We start from the raw sequence: 18,719 nt of genomic DNA, 5'->3' as shown, positions 1-18,719 counted from the left end.
AGTCATTAATTAATTAACCATGTGGTCTATTGATTGATGGCTTTTTCTATGCCTAATAATAAAGGCTTTTTGAGCAAAAATCAAGCAAAAAATAAAACGGCACTACAGCACTACAGCACTATAGAACACTTGCACTACAGAACTACGGCACACTTGCACTACGGCACACTTGCACTACAGCACACTCTTAAAATTACTGTTTTTATAGTATTTTATATTTATTCACCACAGCACTACGGCACTATGGTATACTAGCACTATAGAACTATCGCACTACAGCACTATGTAGTGCAATTGCAAAGGAGTAACGACACATGACTGAAATTATAACCTTTGGTAACTTTAAGGGTGGGGTTGGAAAGACCACAAATGCGACTCAAGTTGCGTATGAGTTGTCAAAGCGCAATAACAAAACACTATTAATGGATCTAGACCCACAAGCTAATGCAACCAATATCTTGCTTAAGACAAAGGCTAATGTTGATGGCGAACTAGGTCACTTTAAGGCATCATTAATGTCAGCGGTTGAACAGGAAAATCTAGAACTATCTATAATTAATATTCAAAGCAACCTAGACCTAATGGGGTCCGCTCCTGACTTTGCATTATTCCCAAGATTTATGGAGCAAAAATTTGAAAAGTATGTAGATAGAGTCCAGTATCTTAGTACGTTAATTAAGCCTGTGGCAGAAAAATATGACTATGTAATTATTGACATACCGCCTACAATATCATTAATTACAGACGCAGCATTATATGCAAGCGATTGGTGCCTGGTTATTATGCAAACGCAGCAGCAATCACTAGACGGTGCAATTGGCTTTATCGACTACATGCAAAATGATATTGTTGATAAATACCACGCTCCAAATCTTGATGTTATTGGCATTTTAGCAGTTTTGATTACACCACGAGCACCTGTTGACCAAATGACGCTATCTAAAGCATCTGATTATTTTGGAGAAAAGAACATATTGTCGACTACAATCCATAATATGGCACGTATTAAACGCTATGGTATAACTGGCATAACGACTAATGATCAGTATGATAAAAAAGTATTCGCGGTTTACAAAAAAATCACTGATGAAATACTAGAAAGGATAGGACACTAATATTATGGGGATGCTTAACAATACAAACAAAAAAGCAAAAAATTGGGCCAATAATGATAGAAAGCTTGAAGATTTCCAGCCTGATAAAATGGCAAGTATTGCTGATTTAGAAAAGCAACCTTCATCTAAGTCAAAACCTAAAGTAGTAACATTTAATACTAATCTGAAAATTTCTAATCATGCCCGAAATATGCTGCAATCTCTTGTAACTCTTGGCTATACTGCAACACAAAAAGATGGTATTGAGCTACTTTATCAATCGTTTGTTGACACACTTGCTGACGACCAAAAAAGAGAGTTGGACATGCAATATAAAACTTTAGAACGTAGAGATGCCCGACTGAAAAATCGACTTTAACTTTTCAAATTAGCTATACCAATCGCAAGTTAACATAATGTAGATTATACGAAGTAGCTACCAGACAGGGCTTTAATTGACCTAATTAATGTACTTTGTGAAATCGCATTGTTTCACGATAAAGAATCCTAATTTAATAGGGTTCTTTTTTTGGCCCAAAAATCAACTTCACAAAATGTACCAATTAAAAAAACAGCCAGCTTACGCCGACTGCTTTTTAGCTATTTGCGAATGCTATCAATAATCGATGCGATATCAACTAATATCTGCTCTATTTTTGATAGTATGCAATATAGCAAAGTTAAGATAATGATTTTTTGCACGACAGCTTCACCTCCTTATTCAAAAGTGGTGCACAAACGTGCAATGATATTTTACCAAAATAAATAAAGGTGGTATACTAACGTTAGTTAAGATAATGATTGTGCGACAACTAACGTGCAATTTTAAAGGCAGCCTTTTACTCAAGGCTGCCTTTTTTGTGTTTGATGAATGCTGAGATTGCACTTTTATGATGGTTAAAATGCAAAAGACAATTAGTTGTGCACTAAAAAACTACTCTGAATTTTTATCAGGGTGGTTTTTAGGTCTTATTTATAAGGTAAATAAAATTTTTTAGTATTTGATGCTGGTTTTATCTGAACAAATGTCAAGCGATTGTCTTGTTGTAATACTTCTGGATGACTAACGGCTTGACTAGTAATGACAACCGATTCTGTAGAATGCGGCTTAACAGTGTAATCATTTTCGGCTGTAAACATTACACTAACGTCACTGCCGGTTACAGTAACTTTCAAATATTCGCTAATGAGTGTTGCCACATCAATTGCATTTCCACTCGTATTTTTAAGCGTACAGTCAAGGACAATACTATTATTATCAACTTTTGCAGACTCTAGCTTAAGCTCACCTTTGTTCTTAATGTAGAGAACATTATCCTTAAAATAAGTGTCGTAATAGCTACTATCTATCTGCTTATCTAATTTATTTCTATTATCAACTTTTGAGGTTTTAAACCAATTAGTCGCTTTATGTGGATAGACCCAGTTAGCATACTTGCCAAACAACGACCAGCAATATTTAGGATTATTAGCTAACACCTTAACCGTTGTGCCCTTTCTTAAAGTTTTACTGCTGCCAAGATGATGCTTAACATTGTTTTTAGCCCACACTACTTTCCTAATAATTATATTTTTGGTTAGTTTAACCGTGCGGGGCTTAGATGCATAGTTATCAACCTTGTAATATTGGCCATATGTAGCAGCACTTACTGTACTAGTAGTAACACCTGCCATGGCTACTAAAGCAATGCAACTAATTGCTAGTTTAGTCAATTTTGATTTTATAAATTTCAAAATAATCACCTCAATAATCTAAAACGTGCGTCTGACGCTAACGACTTTACCTATTATTCCTAAATCTTGATTTTTGCCAGGCCGCCAATCTAATACTTTGTTTTTAATGCCAATACTGCTGTTAGTTTTAGTAACTTTACCAAATGCTATTTCAATTGGCGACCTAAACAAGACTATGTTACCAATTGCGGCATGATTTTGCGGATGGATTAGCATTATATCGCCATCTTGTACAGTCGGCGATAGATTGTCATTGGTACATTGATATGCAAACGTAACGTCAGATTTTAGCAACTGTGAGGGATGCCAAATCTTAATATATTCAACAATATTACTCCGGCTAAAATTATTAATGCCTATCTGTAGTCTTTTTAGCAAAGGAACCATTATAAAATCGTACGGATCAATGTGTTGAAAATTACCTGACTCATTACTATTACTACACATATTACACCTTTTCTAATAAGTAAAAGCACTTCTTGGGAATTGCAAATGCCTCTGCAAACTGCACAGCATTGTCATAATGTATCCCATTTTCTGCACAATATTTTTTTAGTAACTTAATCGCAAAAATATTAGCATCATGCTCACATTCATTTTTACTAATACTCAACTTGTGGTTCTGCGTATTGTAGCAAATAGTAGTGCCACACATTACATGTCCAATTTCATGAGCCAGCATAAATGGCTTTTCATCATCGTTATACCAGCTGTCATTAAAAGTTATTAAGCGCGGGTAAGTATATGCCATTGACGGAGCGTGTGAACCTAGATAATTAATGTGTTGGACCATTATGTCGTTTTTGCTGCAGTAATCGTACAGCCAGGATAGTACATCGTTCATATAATACTAATACTTTCTATTTTGTTTTATTTTGGCTTATTTCTGTTTAGTGCCTCTGGATGTTTTCTGACATACTCTTCAGCAAGTGCCCGGTACATGTCTTTTAAATCATCCGGTACGTTGCCTCCATATGCCATGCCTAAATCTTGCCAAGCTAATGTATTACTATCATTGCTTTCGCCACGACCAAGCAAAAAGTCAGTTGAAACATTAAAATAGTCAGCTATTTTAGAAAGCATTGCGTTGTTAGGTTCACGCTTACCTGTTTCATACATTCCCAATGTACTTGAACCTATGTTTAGCGACTTAGCAACTTCGGATTGGGACTTTTGTCTCTTTTTTCTGAGCGATGCAATCGTTCTACCAAGTTGGTATCTGTCATTATTCAAAAATATATCCTCCTAAGTAATTACATTATGTGATGATAATATCACAATGTGTAATTAAAAGTTTCAAAATCACAAAATGTGATTTACATTTCTCATTTTGTGGTTTATAATCACGTTATGTGATGAAAGGAGATTAAAAAATGAACAAAAAATTAATTGAACTTAGACATTCTGCTAAGCTTTCACAAGCTAGTGCAGCTACAAAAATCGGTATAAGTCAATCTATGTTGAGTTCGCTGGAATCCGGCCAACGACAAGGCACTGACAAGATCAAGTCAAAAGTTGCCGATTTTTATGGGAAATCAGTCCAATATATTTTTTTCTCTGATTAACTCACGAATTGTGATTGAGAGGTTTTAAATATGGAAAACAATGTAATTAAAAAAGATAAAGAATTTGCAGCTAGCATACTAGCTAAGATTTTCAGTTGGTTTTTTTGGTATCTGTTAGCAATGCTAGCTAACAACGTATGGCCTAACAATTGGACATACTTCATAAAAAAGGCATGTCTGCTGTGCCTAATGTTCCTATCGTTTTTCTTCGTGCTATCTCTGTATTTCTTAAACAAGGATATTGCTAAAGCCAAAAAATAAAAAAGTGAAGAGAAAGCTTAGGTGACTAAAGTGGAACAGGTTAAATTACCGGTTTACGTTATTAACAAATATAAAAATAAGCCTATCTGGGTCGCTAAGGACATTGATGGCAATGTTGTTACGTTCGAGGGATGTATATCCACCAATCTGCCATGCGACTACAGTAATGCCCACGATTTTATTATCGCTCAGCTCATTAAAGTAGACAGTATCAGCAAATTTGTCAATCAGATTGGTTTTGAAACTGAAACAATGCAATTGTTTAGGGATTTTACTAAAAACAACAGGAATTTAAGCTACTGGGAAAATTTGGCTACTAATTGGTTCGGTGCTAAGTGGATGATGGAGGCTTAAAATGAGCGATTTATTAATATCAGAGCCACCACTACAGGCAATACCTAGTTTGTGCGTAGCCTTAAAAAATAGCGATAAGGCAATTATGCTGCAACAGATACATTATTGGCTGCAGCGCTCTAACAACATTGTTGATGGCCACCGGTGGGTATATAACACTGCTGCTGATTGGCAAAAACAGTTCCCATGGTTAACAACAAAAACAGTCCAGCGTTACCTTAGGGATTTATGTGATAGGGGACTACTGATAACTGGGAATTATAACAAAGCTAAATTTGACCGAACAAAATGGTATCGAATTAACTACGATGCCTTGGACAATTTGACCAATTCGAAAGGGACTGAGAGTACCAATGGAGAGGTACAACAAGTACCAATGGAAGGGGACTGTGAGACCCAACCTATACCAATAGAATACACAGAGACTACACATCAGATTAACAATAATACGTCCAAATCTGATAATTTGGACAACTCTGTTGATTATGAAAAAGAATTTAACTCACTTTGGAAGTTATATCCACCGTATCGAAAACAAGGTAAAAAACTTGCGCTTGCTAGCTATAAAACTTGGAGGAAAGCTGGCAAAGACAATACGTTTGCTAGAGCAAAAATGCAATTAGATTCATATTTGAACTATATCAAGATACACAACGTTGATAGGTCATTTGTCAAGGCAGGTAAAACATGGTTTGCAAATATCGACGATACGTATGATCAATTACCGTCTAAGACTACTAATAGCCCGACTAAAAAGCGAGTTGAAAAGGCAACAGATTGGTCCAAGCGTAAGGCAAATACACTAACAGATGTTAGCACGGATGATTTGAAAAAATTACTTAAAAAATATGAATAAAAAAACAATAAGCAGTAGACAATGCCAACTATATTGCGAAAGTCGAAAGGGATAGATGATGATTAACTTTTAGAGAGGACCTGAATTATGTATGCAAGATGTGAAAGTTGCAATAAAAAACTAAGCGGTGAAGATACAGTGCTAGTTGACAATACCAGCACTTGCGAAACCATTTTTTGCAGCGAAAAATGTCAAGCTAGACACTATAGAGAACTTAATGGCAAGGATTTTAAGCCTAAAAAGTGTGAAGTAATGACTATTAATCAGTACTGGGGGACTTGGAAAAATGGGAAAAAAAGTTAAATGTCAAGCTTGTGGTCGTCTGCTGACCGATAAGGCAGTGATGTATCGCAATCATGGTTATGCAGATTACTACTGCACAATGGATTGCTTGAAGAGTAAGGTCTTTCAAACAAGTATAGGAGAACCAACTAATTTGTATTTTACAGACATTGACGGTCAGAGACAGCGTATTGACTTATCACTTATTTCAAGCGTAGAAATTCATCAGCTACATGATTTTTACTGGATACGATTTGCAGGTTTTGATGTGAATATCCGCTGCAGCTATAAAATTGATTATGAAACGCTGAATAGGGTCACAAATAAAATTAATAGATATTTTAGAGACAACCTACGTCATGGGAATTATTTTTGCGAATTAAATCGAAGTGAGGAGTATAGGCATGATCAATAGGGTGGTATTAACAGGTAGATTGACACGTAATCCTGACTTACGTACTACAGGGAGTGGGATTTCAGTTGCTACGTTTACTCTTGCAGTTGACCGACAATATACTGACGCGCAAGGAAAACGAGGTGCAGAATTTATCAGTTGCGTTATTTGGAGGAAAGCGGCTGAAAATTTTTGCAAATTCACGTCTAAGGGCTCACTTGTTGGTGTTGATGGCCGAATCCAAACTAGAAATTACAATAATGCAGATGGCCAAAGAGTATATGTGACGGAGGTAGTTGTTGATAATTTTGCACTCCTTGAGTCGAAAAAAGATAGATTAGTTAACAATAGCGAAAACAATGGCGCTAATTATACCAGCAGCAACGGTAATTGGGACCAAACACCAGATCCATTCGCCGAAGCAGGCGACACCATTGATATTTCGGATGACGATTTGCCCTTTTAGAAAGGAACGCTACATATGAATAAAAATAAATTAATTGATTTTTCTGGACCATCTAAAGATCCAAAAGTTAATCATGAAATCAACTCAATTAAGTCAGAGCAATGTTTTATGTGTAAAAATATTCAGGACCAATTAGGAAAGGATTATTGGTCTTTTGATGGCTATTTAGAGTAAGTAATATGACAAATATGACAGCAAAATGAAAGGAGGCTAATTGATGCAGAGTGATAATTCAAAATATTGTTGCGTGGCATTTGGGATGACGGCTAGAAAGGTGCACAGAACATGAGTAAGGCAGTTAGAGAATACGATAAATTGATGAATTCAATCTACCTGTGGTCAGTTACAGATGGGAAAAGCACGCCACCTAAAAGCGAGTTGCCCGAGTGTATTAAAGAACGAGTTCGGTGGGTTGACAACATTGCAAGTGAATGGCCTTTAACTTTTAGTGGAGAAATAGAGCTGGTATTGCCAAATCCGGATAACGAGGAAGAGGTTAAGCAAAGATTGTCACCATTGGATGATGAGTGGTTGCCTATTAGTCAAGAATATAAGGACTATTACTCAAAGAATATCCATTTCACAAAAACAATCTTGCTCGAAGCAGTGGTAGTTGCACTTATCTTTGGATTGAATGATGAAGAGGACTAGCAAAATGAAAGCATATGAAGTCCAATTCCCAGATGATAGTTGGGAAATTGACATAGGTATGGATTTAGCTTTCGGCAAAGACTTGAAAGAAGCAAAAGCTAATTTTTTTAACGGGAGAAATGTTTTTGGGTCATATTTGGGCGACTGTAAGCTATCCGATATTAAGTTCTATCGTCTTAAAGCTTTTGATAATTTGGAGAAATTACCAGCCATGAAAATTGCTGAAAAGCTGATTACAAATAAATGCTGGGTTTTCGAAGTTGGCGACAAGTATTTTAATGAAGATAACTTTGATGAGCAGGAATTTGAAAAAGCTTGGATTGCAGAACAAGAAAGTCAACAATAAGCTAGAAAGGGTGTGGTGAACGTGGAGCTTGATAAAGTTAAGACCGCCAGTACGGTTAATGATTTCCTTAATAATGAATTACTAGACTATCTAGCCAACGCAGGGATGCATCGAACAGATATCAGTTCACCACAATTAAACGCTACTGGAAGTAATCATAGTAGCAGCAATTCTGCAGAAGAAAAAATGTTGAAAATTTTTGACTATCAAAACAAATGCTGGGCAATTGGTAGCACAATTAATAATTGCAGCGAAACGAGTCGGAAAATCCTGAAGGCTAGTGTTATTAATGCTACCAGTGATATCCAGCAAATTTCAGCACTTAATTATAGTGATCGTACATTTTATCGCAAAAAGCAAGAGGCTCTTTGCGAATTTGCCCAACGACTACAATACTGGGCATACAGATATGATACTAATATTTCGGATTTACGCATTTTTAAAAAAGAAAAGGTGCAACGTGTCGAAAACATATAAATTCACAATCTTAGGCAAGCCAAGAGGGAAACAGAGACCACGAACAACGCGTAAACACAATAGGTTTTACACACCTAACGAAACCAAATCGTATGAAGCAATGGTTAGATTTATTGCTACTAGACAAGCTAAAATGTTAACTGGCCCATTAAGGGTAGATATAACTGCATACTTTCCAATACCAAGTTCTTACTCAAAGATACGCCGTATGCGTTGTCTGTCTGGGGATGAACGTCCAACTAAAAAGCCAGATAAGGACAATATTGAAAAAATAATATTAGATGGATTAAATCCATTGTATAAAGTTAATAAGTATACACATCATAAAGAGATGTGGGCTGCTGGGCTATATAAAGATGATAGTCAGGTGATTGCCGGCGAAACTAAAAAAGTATATGGCGAACCAGCTAGGGTTGAAGTTATTGTTACAGAATTATAGGCATGATGTTGTTCCAACATTATGCCTTTACTTTTTATTGGCAGATATGTGGCAGAATGTTGGCAGAAACATGGCAGATTGCTGACAGGCAAATAGTGTTAAATTGATATTGTCGAAAGATTGAGCGATGGTAAAACTTAGTCAATCGGCATTGATTGCGTTGTGTCCTAAAGCACAATCCTCCTTTCAAATCGTTACAAAAGTACAAGTAGCATTAGATAATGCTGTAGAGCTGCGGTAATGGTTGTAATTGGGTTCGAGTCCCAATGCCGTAATTGGAGAAGATGCGGCAATGGCTGAAACTGGGTTAGTTGAGTTTGCATTCATTGCTAACATCTCCTTCTTAATACTATTAAAAACCAGAGTTTAAATTATTGGTCGTGTCTAACGCTTTAGCTGCAGTTGCTGCATGCTTGTTATCGAACTTAGCAACTAAGTTGTTAGTATGAAATTGGTTTATTCTCCTAGAGCATTCTGTGTATTAGCACGTGTGCTATTTGCTAATCTGTTAAATTTTTAATCACTAAGGACAAAAAAGTCTTAGTGATACTAGGGATGTGGCGTAATGGTAACGTATAACATCCAGGTTCGATTCCTGACGTCCCTATAGATATGCGATGACCTATGTCTTGATATGAAAGAGATCAAGAAAGAGCTACTTAGCGAGCATATCAGAAACGTGTTATTAAGTTTATTGTTGGAAATTAAATCCACAGCACATTATTTATGGTTACATTGGGTTCAAATCCCAGCACGTTTCTTAATTAAGTCTATGCGATTTTGCATAGGCTTTTTGTTTTGGAGAAATAAAATGAATAATCTATATCACCATTGCGGTTATCCAAATTGTAGAGAATGGGTGCAAGGCAATAACAGATATTGTGATAAGCACCATGCTATGCGACAAGCTGAATATCAGCATGTTAAGGCTGAGCGACAGAAAATGAAAAATAGCTCTCTGTACAATGAGCTGATAGCTAACAGAACCAGAGGCAAGCAGAGGCATTACAATCTAACCAGACGAGACGCAGAATCAATTAGATTCTACAGGTCAGGCCAATGGAAGCAGATAAGAGACTATCGCATAGCCTATGACCAATATACTTGTCAATGCTGCGGCAACAACTATCAGGCTAACAGACTGACGGCAGACCATGTGGTTATGCGTAAGTTACTGCCATCAAAACAACAGTTAGACTGGCATAATCTATGGACACTGTGCAATAGATGTAATGCAGTCAAACAACAACTGGAAATCAAATTTCAAAAAGAAGGCAAAGTTAACCAGTTAAAAAATATGAGCAAGTCAGATTGGAAAAAATTGATATTGGAAAAAGAAAATATTAAAAATGCCCCCGCCCCCTTCGTCTAGAAGAGAGCTATCACACAATGCTGCTCTCCTTTTTACGAAGTGCATTTTGATTTTTTTGAGAGGCGGGGGGTGTCCTAAAAAAGAATGTTGTAATATCAGCTGTTTACAAGATTTTAGTATCAAAAAACAGTCTTAATATTTATTAATATTTTTAAGCAAAAATGGAGGGGGTGGTAAAAATTAGGAAAGCCAAGTTAACAACTAATAAAAAACAAGCACCAGCACTACAGCGTAAAAGGACTGAGAAGATGCTAGACAAAAATGGTGACCTTAATAATCTGCCACTACAGCCACCGTACTATCTTAAAAGTTATGCAAGGTCAATGTGGACTAGGGTTGTGCCATTTTTAAATTCAACAAAGGTCATCAAGCAGCCTGACCGTGCGCTTGTTGAAGCCTTTTGCATTAATTATCAAATTTTGCGTGAGAGCTATAAGTCGCTTGCTGAAGATGGTATACAGGTCAAATTATTTACGAGCTTACAAAATGCCAAAGGCGAAATTGTTGGTCACGATTTTGCCGGATATAAACCCAATCCGGCTGTTAAGGCTATTGATTCGGCTAGCGTCAAAATCAATTCGTTGGGAAGTCAATTAGGATTATCTCCTAGCGCCAGAGCTGAATTAGCTAGTCTTGAAATTGATGAAGATGATACAGATGTAAGTCAGGTCTTGGAGGGTAATAATGATGACTTCTAAAGTAGAAGAATTTGATTTTACAAGGCGTGACACTGATTTATTGCAGACTTTTAGAGACTTATTTGAAAACGGTTATTTTAATGAGATTTTTGATAAATACAAAGATCCAGCCACCAGATATGCATTTAAAGTTTTAACTTTGAAGCAGATGGCAAGCTATAAAATACAATTAGCATGTTTTAGACATTTAAACGATTTAAAGCGAAGTATTAATGATCCAAAATTTCCTTTTAAATATGATTTAGAAGAATGTCACTTAATTCTGAACTTTGCAAAGCTTTGCCCAGATGTTAGTGTCAATAAGCCTGTGCCTTTAATGCTTTGGCAACAGGCTTTTTTATGTCTAAATCAGGGATGGCGCAATAAAAGTGATCATCAGAAAAGATTTACTTATGCACTAGTTTCAGTTGCACGAACAAATGGAAAAACCTATTTAACCAATATTTTGTTAGCATATTCATTTTTAATTGAAAATGCTAATGAGTATAATCAAGACTATTTATATTCGGCTCCGGTCGACAAGCAGTCTATTAAAGGTTGGCGTTACATTCGGCAAACTTTTCAACAGTTATCAAATACACCCGGCTTTAAGAAACTGATTAAAAATCAGCGGATAGAAGTTAATGATGAAACTGTCAAAAATAGAAAAACGTTTAGCAATTTGCAACGATTGACCGCTAACAGTGGTCAATTCGATGCTTATCACTTTCTACTCGCAATCGTTGACGAGTACGGTGACCCTCATTATTCAAACGGCGCAATGGGTAAAATTACCTCTGGTCAAGTTCAGAAAGAAAATCACGAAACACTAGCAATCTCAACAGCATATGACAATCCTAATTGTCCAATGTTTAGAGATGAAAAACGTTTGACCGAGGTTCTAGAGAAAGATAACTCTCGGGGAGAGGATAGATCATTGCTATTAGTCTGGGAACAGGATGATGTTGCTGAAACGGACCAGCCAGAAACTTGGGTTAAGTCAAATCCTCTTTTAGATTTGCCAAAAATGCAGCAGACTTTAATGCATGGTCTACTTGATGAAAAAGCTCACAGAGAAAGCTCTGGTGACATTTATAAGTTTCAAAATAGGAATCTAAACATGTGGCTAGCAACCAGTGCCAATAAGTATCTTAGATTAGATGATGTTCAGAATGCAGTTGTTAACAACTTCAATTTTGAGGGACGAGATTGTTACGTTGGATTTGACCTTTCAAGATTTAACGATGATACAGCTGTAGCATTTGTTTTTCCATACACCGAAGATAGTAATCAACGCTTTTTCATCTATCAGCATTCATTTGTCCCAACGGCTCATTCACAGAAAAGCATTGTAGTTAAAAGCAACCAGGATAATATTGATTATCAAAATGCTGAAAAGCTTGGTTTTGCTACAATTTCAAAAAACAGGTTTGGCGAAATAGATAACGAGCTAGTTGGCCAGTGGTATTTAGATTTTGTTAACGAGCATAATCTCAATATTAAGGCATTTATTTACGATGCTCACTTGGCAGCTCCATTAATTGATTGGTTAAGTCAGCAATGTCCTAACGTTCCATTTGTAACCTTGAGACAAGGTACATTGTCACTAGATCCGCCAACACGAGAGTTGCGTAAAATGTTTGAAATGCGCAGGATTAGCATGTTGGATGACCCAATAATGCAATATTCACTAATTAATGCGTCCCTTTTTGAAAATGCGTATGGCGTGAAGGTAAATAAAGAGACTAGGTCAGCAAAAATTGATGTTGTTGATGCCTTGATTGATGCAGTTAGTGAGGCGCAATATTGGTTTACTAATCCCGATAGGAATGAGATTGATAGTAAAAAGCCTTTTGCAGGATGGAGTGAAGACAGAATCGATGAATATTACAAAAATGATTTCAGTTTTTAAAAAAATAGCAGCAGTAATTCCACTGCTTCTGTTTATATGCGGCTTAATATCGTTTACAGTAGCTGGATTTTTAGCTAACAAGATAATTGGCTGTATTGTTGTGGGAATATGCTTGATTATTCTTTCAATTATTTTAGGAATGTTTAAAGAAGGTGATTAAAATCGGCATTTTAAAAAACATTACCAATGCGCTTAGACCAACGCCTAAAATCAGAAGTCAATCGTTGCCTTCTAATAGCTTTTTTCCGAGCTTTTCAATAAGCAATGGTAAGATTATACCTCAAAGTCTAGTAAACGTTTCTACGGCTTTAAAAACGCCCGAAATGCTAAACGCTATTACAGTAATTGCCTCAGATGTAGCAAGTTGTACTTTCCGTAATACAGCACCATATACAGTGTTATTTAACAAACCAAATAAGATTTTAAGCAGCTATAATTTCTGGCAGTCAGCAGTTGCACAGATGCTGTTAACAGGCAACAGTTATCTCCTAATACACAGGTTTAAAGATAATTCATTACCTGCTTATTTGGAACAGATTCCAACTTCACAAGTTGAAATCTCATTATTAGATGATGGTTCTGATCTAGATTATACGGTTAGATTTGAGGACGATCGTCCAACAATAACTGTTGCCAGTAGTGAGATGATCCATTTGAGACTACTCGCCACAGGTGAAGGCGATAATACTCTAATGCGATACGTCGGAATTAGTCCGCTAGAAAGTCTTGCACAAACTTTGCAGGTTAATGAAAACAGTGATCGCTTAATTTTAAAACAGTTGCAAAAGGCAATTTTGCCAGCAAACGTTATAACTTTACCGGATGTACAGGTTAGTGCGGAGCGAAAGCAGCAAATTCGTGAAGATTTTGAAAAGCAGTATATGGGTGATGGTGCTGGTTCAACACTCGTTTTAGATCAATCGGCACAATTGTCGCAAATGGAAATTAACCAGGATGTTGCTAAGTTTCTTAATACAATCGATGCTAACGCTGGTAGAATTGCTACCGCATTCGGTATTCCAGCTGGCTTTCTGAGTCCAAACAAGTCAGACAATCAGTCAAATGTAAGTCAGATTGAAAGTCTATATATTAATAATTTGACTAGATACATTGATCCAGTAGTTAGCGAGTTAAGGGCAAAATTACAATTACCAAATCTAGAATTAGATATTAACAGTGCGATAGACAGAGATGGTCAAGTGTTAATTAATAATATTCAAAAACTAACAAGTGGCACTAATCCTGTGCTTTCTCCGCAGGAAGCTAAAAGTTTATTAATCAAAAGGGGAGTGATTTCTAGTGATGAAATTCAATAGAAAAAATATTAGAGCTAAACCTAATAGTAATTACAATACCAGATCATTTGGGACTAAATTTAAAGTTCGTGAATTAGATGATGGTGGTCATGAGATTAGCGGCTATGCTATTGTTTTTAACGAGCCAAGTGAAGATATGGGGTTTATTGAATATATAACTCCGAGTGCATTGGATAAAGTTGATTTTAAACAACTGCTGCTCCTATATGGTCATGATTTTAATAATATTTTAGCCAGAGCAGACTCCGGAACATTAACAACAAAAGTTGATGATAAGGGTCTGTTTTTTGATGCAAAAATACCTGATACAACGTTGGGTAATGATGTTTACACCAATATTGCTAACGGCAATATTAAGGGTGCTAGTTTTAGATTTGATATTGCAGATAATGGCGATGAATGGTCGACTGATGAAAATGATCAGCTAATCCATACAGTAACGCAAATCAGCAATCTACCTGAAATTAGTTTGACGCCTTATCCTGCTTATACAGAAACTAGCGTTCAAATTGAACGGTCAAAACAATTTTTTTTACAGAAAAGAGAGAACAAGATGCCTAAAGAACTTAAAAACAAGAATAAAGTTAGAGACGTTACTGATACAACACAAGCACCGACTTCAGATGATAATGAAACAGAAGTGGAACTTTCACCTGAGAGCATACAAGCAATAGCTAGTGTTGTTGTGAATATGCTAAAAACAGACAATACTAACGATGCTAGTGATGATGATAAGAAAGACCCTGCAGTAGACCCAGATGATGGGACTGCTGATAGTACCACAGCAGATACTGACAATCCAGATGATGACGATGATAAAAAACGCGACAGAACAGCAAAAGGCACTTATATCCGTCAAAAGAAAGGTAGTACACCTGTGATTTCCATCACAAAATCTGAAACCGAAAAACAAGCTATTCGCAGTTTTGGCGAATATGTAAAAAGTCATGGTTCACTTCGCGACAATAGTCTAACGGTTGATTATGAAGGCAATATATTAGTGCCTAAGGCTGTTATGGATGCATATCAACAGCCTAATGATGATGACAAGCTTTCCAGTGTGGTTAATAAGGTTGCTGTTAATGAGGCTAGCGGCAGTCTACCGATTATTAAAAAAGGTCAAGCAAGATTTACTACAAAAGCTGAACTTGCAAAAAATCCTGACCTGCAAAAAATGGAAATTGATTCTGTTGAGTATAAATTGGAAACTTATGCAGGAGCAATTCCAATTTCTAACGAGATGCTTAGCGACTACCCCAAAATTGGTAATATAGTTGCCTCATACATGCAGACAATGCGTGCATTAACTGAGCAAGACAACATTGGTAAAATTCTGCAGATGGCAACACCATCAATTGCTAATGATGCAGACGGCATTAAAACAGCTGTAAATCTTGGTCTGTCTAACTATAGCAAGATGTGGATTTTAACAGAATCAGGATATAACTTTGTCGACCAGTTAAAGGATAAACAAGGACGTTACTTATTCAACGATAGTTTAACCTCACCATCCGGGAAAAGTTTATCAGGATATAACGTTATTGTTGTGCCAGATAAGGTCTTGGGTAATGAAAACGAAGCGCATGCCTTTATTGGTGACCCACGTGCATTTGTGTTGGAGCCATATAAGGATGAATCATTCGTACGGTGGATGGATAATGATATTTACGGACAAAAATTAGCAGCATATATTCGTTGTGACTTTAAGAAAGCCGATGGAGATGCAGGTAAGTTCTTAACCTTTGGCGTAGATCCAGCTAAAGCTCCTAGTGCAAGCAAGTAATTAAGGGTTTAACTAGTCGCTTAATAAATAAACAGTAGCCATTGGCAGCGGCTGAAAGCAGGTGATTTAATGGATTCAGAAAAGTCATTAATTAAGGCTACAAAATTAATGGATGAGCTCCATATTGATTACAGTCCAGAAGAAGAAACTACGATTGATAATCTAATTACTACAGCGAAGGCTTTAGTAGATGAGGCAATTGATGACATGGATAATGTTAATTTACCCGAAGACCCGCTATACATTTCAGCAATAAAGGCATTAGCTACGCAGATGTATTATGATAGGACGCTATCAGCGGGTAAAGCGCCAGCTGTTAAACTCTTAATTGCACATTTGCAAATAAAATATGGTGGTAAGCATGGCACTTAATAATGTTTCTATTTCAAGCCTCAATAAAAAGGCTTATTTTTATATAACTAAGTCAGTACACAATCCACATACTGGTGCTAATTCTAGTCAGCTAGTTTTAGCTATGACGCTATGGTGTATGCCATATACGCGTGGCATTGCACAGCAGTCTAGCCTAACACCAGAGCAATTAGATCAGCCAGTTATCATTGTTAGACATAATCCTAATGTTACAGAACAAATGAAGGTTAAATATAATGACAAGATTTACAACATTGTCAATATTTCACCAGATGATTCTAATCAAATAATTACATACGATTATCTAACACTTAAGAAGGTCGCCAATTGAAATACGAAGATTGGGCTAGAAAATTTCTGGAAGAAGCTAAAGCCAAAATTCCAGATGTTGATAAGCAGAGCCAGATAACACATGCGGGTGCAGAAGTTCTGGCTGATGAAATCAAAAAAGCAGCTAAGCAACACCATTACACCGATAATAAAGTAACTGTTCACATGGCGGACGATATCCACATAGCGGACAGCGATATTACCGGTGCTAAAAATGGTACTACAACGGTTGGCTTTTATACTAAAGGTCACATTGCTAGGTTCCTCAATGACGGGACTAAATTTATTAAAGCAGACCATTGGCTAGATGTTGCACTTGAACAAGCCAAGCCTAAAGTAATATCTGCAATGGTCAAAAAATATAAAGAGGTGACAAGAGATGATGCCGGTTGACCTACTGGCTATCGATATTAAAAGTCTACATCTTAGTTGGATTAATCAAGATAATATTATCTGCACAAACATGACAGAGGGGGAAAAGAATGATGTTAAAGACACCATTCTTTTTTTGACTGAGGCTGCTAATCAGCCTGCTAATCATGCTAACGACAATTTTAAACGCTGGCAAATAGTTGTTGAATTACAAATATTTTGGGCCATTAATCCAGATGTTGAAAATATCCAAATCGCCGAAATTGAATTAATGCAAAAACTATTAGATAAGGGGTGGCTAATACAACAGAGCGCACCTCACACAACAGATCCTGATACTACTCAGGTGACAAAAACTATATATTTAATCAGAAATGAGGAAATTTCATGAGTTCACATGGTATTAAAGATGTTACATTTGCACTTCTAGATGATGAAGGCAAGTTGATTAAGGGTGAAGATGGACTAAGTACTACAGGTATCTACTTAGCAGATAATCCAGGCGAAGGTTTTACAGCCGTCAACTTTACTGGATTGGAAACAGAAGGTACTCCGCAATTTGCCAACGACAAAATTAAGCGCACAAGCTATGGCCAACCTGAGCCTAAGGTAGCATTAACTGCTCTAGACCTAGACCCTCATGTACATTTTAAATTAATCGGTTATGTTAGTGATGGCAAAGGAGGTTACATTAGACACTTGCCCAAACCCCATGTTGCCATGTTAGTACATAGTCGCAGTCTAGATAATACAATTGATATCTATGAAGGTGTTGCTAACTGCGAAATTGTAGAAGAGGCAAGCAATCACTCTACAGATAACACTAATGAGACGGATGCTGATACTACACTGTCAGCTACAATTTTAACGCCGAGAGATAAAAATGTATTTGTTGATCCAAAAGACCCAGATACACAGGCCGTTTACAAATATTGGCTAAGTACCGATACTGGCTTTGACCTAGCTGCAATTTACAGAGAAGTCTTTGGCGGATATTCAGCAGTTAACAATGGTTCTACACCTGCTAACTCTAACAACAGTAGTGTATTAAATAATGGGAGTAAATAATGAAAAAAATAAAAATTAACCTAAAACCATTAGTCGGTATTGACAGGATAATAACTATATTTCCATCAGTGGATTTAATGCTGCAGGCATTAGACTTAGCAGAAACGGTTGAAACTATTCAGACAGACAGCAATGATATTTCAACGATTAAGGAAGTCAAAAAATCTTTTATGCAGATGCTTGAATTTATACAGGCAACGCTAAAACTTAGCGATTCCGAAATGGCAAAATTTCGAAAAAATAGCTCGCCAGAAAAAGTTGGTGATGTACTGGGGCGCATCGTTATGATGCTACAGGGTGTTACGCCAGACCAGATTGAAAAGGTCTCTAAAAAACAAGAACTTATCAAAGAGGCCGCTGACAAAGACCCAAAAAAATAGCTGATTTTCGGATAGAACGGCAAAAGCAGCTAATGCAATTAAAAAATTCACGTGAGGACCTCTTGTTTTTGATAAAGACACTATTAGCAGCTGGTGCTATGCCGTCAGACGTTCTGCAACAAAACTATTATGATTTGATGGCAGTTCTGCAAGCACGACCAAGAGACGAGCGACCAGAGTTAATAGATCCATTAGCAGCGGTATTACAGAGGAGGTAA

At 36.7% G+C, this 18,719-nt stretch carries 30 protein-coding genes; 25 read left to right on the top strand and 5 right to left on the bottom strand.

The features are described from left to right. Positions 1–314 precede the first annotated feature (314 nt). Positions 315–1,115, top strand: a complete 801-nt coding sequence (locus tag H3R25_RS08755; protein ID WP_198195143.1) for a ParA family protein — start codon at positions 315–317, stop codon at positions 1,113–1,115. A gap of 4 nt (positions 1,116–1,119) precedes the next feature. Further along, complete coding sequence (locus tag H3R25_RS08750; RefSeq protein ID WP_198195141.1) at positions 1,120–1,473, top strand: DUF5388 domain-containing protein; 354 nt, start codon at positions 1,120–1,122, stop codon at positions 1,471–1,473. A 590-nt stretch (positions 1,474–2,063) separates the two neighbouring features. On the opposite strand, the gene H3R25_RS08745 is transcribed toward H3R25_RS08750, so the two are convergent. Genes H3R25_RS08745 through H3R25_RS08730 form a run of 4 tightly spaced genes read right to left on the bottom strand, consistent with a single transcriptional unit; the run spans position 2,064 to position 4,061 of the window. Next, positions 2,064–2,828, bottom strand: coding sequence for a hypothetical protein (locus H3R25_RS08745; RefSeq protein WP_198195139.1), 765 nt, complete (start codon positions 2,826–2,828; stop codon positions 2,064–2,066). Between the two features lie 18 nt (positions 2,829–2,846). Beyond that, positions 2,847–3,275 (bottom strand): S24 family peptidase, encoded by a 429-nt coding sequence (locus tag H3R25_RS08740; RefSeq protein ID WP_198195137.1) that lies wholly within the window; start codon positions 3,273–3,275, stop codon positions 2,847–2,849. 1 nt (position 3,276) lies between these two features. Continuing rightward, positions 3,277–3,672 carry an ImmA/IrrE family metallo-endopeptidase gene (locus tag H3R25_RS08735; RefSeq protein WP_198195136.1) on the bottom strand — a complete coding sequence of 132 codons (396 nt, stop codon included), beginning with the start codon at positions 3,670–3,672 and terminating at the stop codon, positions 3,277–3,279. Between the two features lie 26 nt (positions 3,673–3,698). Continuing rightward, positions 3,699–4,061 carry a helix-turn-helix domain-containing protein gene (locus H3R25_RS08730; protein ID WP_232354596.1) on the bottom strand — a complete coding sequence of 121 codons (363 nt, stop codon included), beginning with the start codon at positions 4,059–4,061 and terminating at the stop codon, positions 3,699–3,701. Positions 4,062–4,201: 140 nt separating this feature from the next. Here H3R25_RS08730 and H3R25_RS08725 point away from each other — a divergent pair, with 140 nt between their 5' ends. The 10 genes from H3R25_RS08725 (at position 4,202) to H3R25_RS08680 (ending at position 8,919) form a co-directional block, all read left to right on the top strand. Further along, positions 4,202–4,393, top strand: a complete 192-nt coding sequence (locus H3R25_RS08725; RefSeq protein ID WP_198195127.1) for a helix-turn-helix transcriptional regulator — start codon at positions 4,202–4,204, stop codon at positions 4,391–4,393. Between the two features lie 282 nt (positions 4,394–4,675). Further along, positions 4,676–5,008, top strand: coding sequence for a hypothetical protein (locus tag H3R25_RS08720; protein WP_198195126.1), 333 nt, complete (start codon positions 4,676–4,678; stop codon positions 5,006–5,008). 1 nt (position 5,009) lies between these two features. Further along, the gene (locus H3R25_RS08715; protein ID WP_198195124.1) at positions 5,010–5,864 is read left to right on the top strand and encodes a hypothetical protein; all 855 of its coding nucleotides are present in this window, start codon (positions 5,010–5,012) and stop codon (positions 5,862–5,864) included. 286 nt (positions 5,865–6,150) lie between these two features. After that, on the top strand, positions 6,151–6,561 hold the full coding sequence (locus H3R25_RS08710) for a hypothetical protein (protein WP_198195122.1): 411 nt from the start codon (positions 6,151–6,153) through the stop codon (positions 6,559–6,561). Next, entirely contained in the window at positions 6,551–7,006 is a 456-nt protein-coding gene (ssb, locus tag H3R25_RS08705; protein WP_198195120.1) for a single-stranded DNA-binding protein, read from the top strand. Before H3R25_RS08710 ends, ssb begins: the two co-directional genes overlap by 11 nt. 15 nt (positions 7,007–7,021) lie before the next feature. Continuing rightward, positions 7,022–7,180, top strand: a complete 159-nt coding sequence (locus H3R25_RS08700) for a hypothetical protein (protein ID WP_187154344.1) — start codon at positions 7,022–7,024, stop codon at positions 7,178–7,180. Between the two features lie 111 nt (positions 7,181–7,291). Further along, a complete protein-coding gene (locus tag H3R25_RS08695; protein WP_198195118.1) occupies positions 7,292–7,657 on the top strand; it encodes a hypothetical protein in 366 nt (121 codons plus the stop codon). Between the two features lie 4 nt (positions 7,658–7,661). Continuing rightward, positions 7,662–8,003, top strand: a complete 342-nt coding sequence (locus H3R25_RS08690; protein WP_198195116.1) for a hypothetical protein — start codon at positions 7,662–7,664, stop codon at positions 8,001–8,003. Between the two features lie 21 nt (positions 8,004–8,024). Then, entirely contained in the window at positions 8,025–8,480 is a 456-nt protein-coding gene (locus H3R25_RS08685) for an ArpU family phage packaging/lysis transcriptional regulator (protein ID WP_198195114.1), read from the top strand. Next, positions 8,464–8,919: a RusA family crossover junction endodeoxyribonuclease gene (locus H3R25_RS08680; protein WP_370567466.1), complete on the top strand. Its 456-nt coding sequence runs from the start codon at positions 8,464–8,466 to the stop codon at positions 8,917–8,919. The genes H3R25_RS08685 and H3R25_RS08680 overlap by 17 nt, the downstream gene beginning before the upstream one ends. Positions 8,920–9,105: 186 nt before the next feature. Here H3R25_RS08680 and H3R25_RS08675 read toward each other — a convergent pair whose 3' ends face one another. Further along, the gene (locus H3R25_RS08675; protein WP_198195110.1) at positions 9,106–9,246 is read right to left on the bottom strand and encodes a hypothetical protein; all 141 of its coding nucleotides are present in this window, start codon (positions 9,244–9,246) and stop codon (positions 9,106–9,108) included. 571 nt (positions 9,247–9,817) lie between these two features. Between H3R25_RS08675 and H3R25_RS08670 the strand changes: the two genes are divergently transcribed. From H3R25_RS08670 to H3R25_RS08610, 13 genes are all read left to right on the top strand, one after another. Then, the gene (locus tag H3R25_RS08670) at positions 9,818–10,291 is read left to right on the top strand and encodes an HNH endonuclease (RefSeq protein ID WP_198195108.1); all 474 of its coding nucleotides are present in this window, start codon (positions 9,818–9,820) and stop codon (positions 10,289–10,291) included. Positions 10,292–10,461: 170 nt separating this feature from the next. Next, entirely contained in the window at positions 10,462–10,989 is a 528-nt protein-coding gene (locus H3R25_RS08665; protein WP_370567465.1) for a phage terminase small subunit P27 family, read from the top strand. Continuing rightward, positions 10,976–12,880 carry a terminase TerL endonuclease subunit gene (locus H3R25_RS08660; protein WP_198195106.1) on the top strand — a complete coding sequence of 635 codons (1,905 nt, stop codon included), beginning with the start codon at positions 10,976–10,978 and terminating at the stop codon, positions 12,878–12,880. The genes H3R25_RS08665 and H3R25_RS08660 overlap by 14 nt, the downstream gene beginning before the upstream one ends. Then, entirely contained in the window at positions 12,849–13,040 is a 192-nt protein-coding gene (locus tag H3R25_RS08655) for a hypothetical protein (protein WP_198195104.1), read from the top strand. The genes H3R25_RS08660 and H3R25_RS08655 overlap by 32 nt, the downstream gene beginning before the upstream one ends. Further along, positions 13,033–14,196, top strand: coding sequence for a phage portal protein (locus tag H3R25_RS08650; protein WP_198195101.1), 1,164 nt, complete (start codon positions 13,033–13,035; stop codon positions 14,194–14,196). The genes H3R25_RS08655 and H3R25_RS08650 overlap by 8 nt, the downstream gene beginning before the upstream one ends. Next, a complete protein-coding gene (locus tag H3R25_RS08645) occupies positions 14,183–15,979 on the top strand; it encodes a phage major capsid protein (protein WP_198195099.1) in 1,797 nt (598 codons plus the stop codon). The genes H3R25_RS08650 and H3R25_RS08645 overlap by 14 nt, the downstream gene beginning before the upstream one ends. A gap of 69 nt (positions 15,980–16,048) precedes the next feature. Then, positions 16,049–16,351: a head-tail connector protein gene (locus H3R25_RS08640; protein WP_198195097.1), complete on the top strand. Its 303-nt coding sequence runs from the start codon at positions 16,049–16,051 to the stop codon at positions 16,349–16,351. Continuing rightward, positions 16,341–16,682 (top strand): phage head closure protein, encoded by a 342-nt coding sequence (locus H3R25_RS08635; protein ID WP_198195095.1) that lies wholly within the window; start codon positions 16,341–16,343, stop codon positions 16,680–16,682. Before H3R25_RS08640 ends, H3R25_RS08635 begins: the two co-directional genes overlap by 11 nt. Beyond that, the gene (locus H3R25_RS08630; RefSeq protein WP_198195091.1) at positions 16,679–17,074 is read left to right on the top strand and encodes an HK97-gp10 family putative phage morphogenesis protein; all 396 of its coding nucleotides are present in this window, start codon (positions 16,679–16,681) and stop codon (positions 17,072–17,074) included. Before H3R25_RS08635 ends, H3R25_RS08630 begins: the two co-directional genes overlap by 4 nt. Then, entirely contained in the window at positions 17,061–17,444 is a 384-nt protein-coding gene (locus tag H3R25_RS08625) for a DUF806 family protein (RefSeq protein ID WP_198195089.1), read from the top strand. The genes H3R25_RS08630 and H3R25_RS08625 overlap by 14 nt, the downstream gene beginning before the upstream one ends. Continuing rightward, complete coding sequence (locus H3R25_RS08620; RefSeq protein WP_198195087.1) at positions 17,441–18,121, top strand: phage tail protein; 681 nt, start codon at positions 17,441–17,443, stop codon at positions 18,119–18,121. Before H3R25_RS08625 ends, H3R25_RS08620 begins: the two co-directional genes overlap by 4 nt. Continuing rightward, complete coding sequence (locus H3R25_RS08615) at positions 18,121–18,501, top strand: phage tail tube assembly chaperone (protein ID WP_198195085.1); 381 nt, start codon at positions 18,121–18,123, stop codon at positions 18,499–18,501. The genes H3R25_RS08620 and H3R25_RS08615 overlap by 1 nt, the downstream gene beginning before the upstream one ends. A 32-nt stretch (positions 18,502–18,533) precedes the next feature. Further along, entirely contained in the window at positions 18,534–18,719 is a 186-nt protein-coding gene (locus H3R25_RS08610) for a hypothetical protein (protein WP_198195083.1), read from the top strand.

The sequence above is a fragment of the Lactobacillus sp. M0390 genome, from assembly GCF_016102085.1.
GTDB classification, from domain to species: domain Bacteria; phylum Bacillota; class Bacilli; order Lactobacillales; family Lactobacillaceae; genus Lactobacillus; species Lactobacillus apis.
The sequence above is the reverse complement of the archived record's forward strand: the minus strand, read 5'-3'. Positions and strand labels throughout refer to the sequence as shown.

What these genes read in the sequence shown, in the direction of transcription:
- H3R25_RS08655 (WP_198195104.1), top strand. Translation starts at nt 12,849, where the DNA reads ATGAATATTACAAAAATGATTTCAGTTTTTAAAAAAATAGCAGCAGTA.
- H3R25_RS08620 (WP_198195087.1), top strand. Translation starts at nt 17,441, where the DNA reads ATGAGTTCACATGGTATTAAAGATGTTACATTTGCACTTCTAGATGAT.
- H3R25_RS08710 (WP_198195122.1), top strand. Translation starts at nt 6,151, where the DNA reads ATGGGAAAAAAAGTTAAATGTCAAGCTTGTGGTCGTCTGCTGACCGAT.
- H3R25_RS08610 (WP_198195083.1), top strand. Translation starts at nt 18,534, where the DNA reads ATGCAATTAAAAAATTCACGTGAGGACCTCTTGTTTTTGATAAAGACA.
- H3R25_RS08645 (WP_198195099.1), top strand. Translation starts at nt 14,183, where the DNA reads ATGAAATTCAATAGAAAAAATATTAGAGCTAAACCTAATAGTAATTAC.
- H3R25_RS08695 (WP_198195118.1), top strand. Translation starts at nt 7,292, where the DNA reads ATGAGTAAGGCAGTTAGAGAATACGATAAATTGATGAATTCAATCTAC.
- ssb (WP_198195120.1), top strand. Translation starts at nt 6,551, where the DNA reads ATGATCAATAGGGTGGTATTAACAGGTAGATTGACACGTAATCCTGAC.
- H3R25_RS08660 (WP_198195106.1), top strand. Translation starts at nt 10,976, where the DNA reads ATGATGACTTCTAAAGTAGAAGAATTTGATTTTACAAGGCGTGACACT.
- H3R25_RS08735 (WP_198195136.1), bottom strand. Translation starts at nt 3,672, where the DNA reads ATGAACGATGTACTATCCTGGCTGTACGATTACTGCAGCAAAAACGAC.
- H3R25_RS08740 (WP_198195137.1), bottom strand. Translation starts at nt 3,275, where the DNA reads ATGTGTAGTAATAGTAATGAGTCAGGTAATTTTCAACACATTGATCCG.
- H3R25_RS08690 (WP_198195116.1), top strand. Translation starts at nt 7,662, where the DNA reads ATGAAAGCATATGAAGTCCAATTCCCAGATGATAGTTGGGAAATTGAC.
- H3R25_RS08700 (WP_187154344.1), top strand. Translation starts at nt 7,022, where the DNA reads ATGAATAAAAATAAATTAATTGATTTTTCTGGACCATCTAAAGATCCA.
- H3R25_RS08640 (WP_198195097.1), top strand. Translation starts at nt 16,049, where the DNA reads ATGGATTCAGAAAAGTCATTAATTAAGGCTACAAAATTAATGGATGAG.
- H3R25_RS08635 (WP_198195095.1), top strand. Translation starts at nt 16,341, where the DNA reads ATGGCACTTAATAATGTTTCTATTTCAAGCCTCAATAAAAAGGCTTAT.
- H3R25_RS08715 (WP_198195124.1), top strand. Translation starts at nt 5,010, where the DNA reads ATGAGCGATTTATTAATATCAGAGCCACCACTACAGGCAATACCTAGT.
- H3R25_RS08725 (WP_198195127.1), top strand. Translation starts at nt 4,202, where the DNA reads ATGAACAAAAAATTAATTGAACTTAGACATTCTGCTAAGCTTTCACAA.
- H3R25_RS08750 (WP_198195141.1), top strand. Translation starts at nt 1,120, where the DNA reads ATGGGGATGCTTAACAATACAAACAAAAAAGCAAAAAATTGGGCCAAT.
- H3R25_RS08615 (WP_198195085.1), top strand. Translation starts at nt 18,121, where the DNA reads ATGAAAAAAATAAAAATTAACCTAAAACCATTAGTCGGTATTGACAGG.
- H3R25_RS08625 (WP_198195089.1), top strand. Translation starts at nt 17,061, where the DNA reads ATGATGCCGGTTGACCTACTGGCTATCGATATTAAAAGTCTACATCTT.
- H3R25_RS08670 (WP_198195108.1), top strand. Translation starts at nt 9,818, where the DNA reads ATGCGACAAGCTGAATATCAGCATGTTAAGGCTGAGCGACAGAAAATG.
- H3R25_RS08755 (WP_198195143.1), top strand. Translation starts at nt 315, where the DNA reads ATGACTGAAATTATAACCTTTGGTAACTTTAAGGGTGGGGTTGGAAAG.
- H3R25_RS08675 (WP_198195110.1), bottom strand. Translation starts at nt 9,246, where the DNA reads ATGAATGCAAACTCAACTAACCCAGTTTCAGCCATTGCCGCATCTTCT.